The sequence below is a fragment of the Leifsonia sp. SIMBA_070 genome (assembly GCF_046534635.1).
Classification (GTDB): domain Bacteria; phylum Actinomycetota; class Actinomycetes; order Actinomycetales; family Microbacteriaceae; genus Leifsonia.
The window spans coordinates 1-268 of record NZ_JAWRYK010000335.1 but is presented as its reverse complement, the minus strand read 5'-3'; the positions used below and the strand labels follow the sequence as shown (position 1 = coordinate 268).

The following is a 268-nucleotide window of genomic DNA, read 5'->3' as shown; positions in this document are numbered from 1 at the left end:
CTTGGTTTAACAGAATCGTTAGCGATGGAAGTTCGTAAACATAATATCCGTGTAACAGCTTTAACACCAAGTACAGTAGCAACTGACATGGCTGTAGACTTAGGATTAACTGATGGAAATCCTGATAAAGTAATGCAAGCGGAAGATATTGCAGAGTTTATCGTAGCGCAGCTGAAATTAAATAAACGTACATTTATTAAATCAGCAGGACTTTGGTCTACTAATCCGTAAGGGATAAATATAAAATACAAAGAAGGGACATCTATTC

Annotated in this window: 1 protein-coding gene; it reads left to right on the top strand. The window is 36.2% G+C overall.

All coding sequences use genetic code 11. From position 1 onward, the window contains the following. On the top strand, positions 1–231 hold a 231-nt coding region (locus tag SB754_RS20580; protein ID WP_410784216.1), incomplete at its 5' end, for a hypothetical protein. Positions 232–268: the final 37 nt, after the last annotated feature.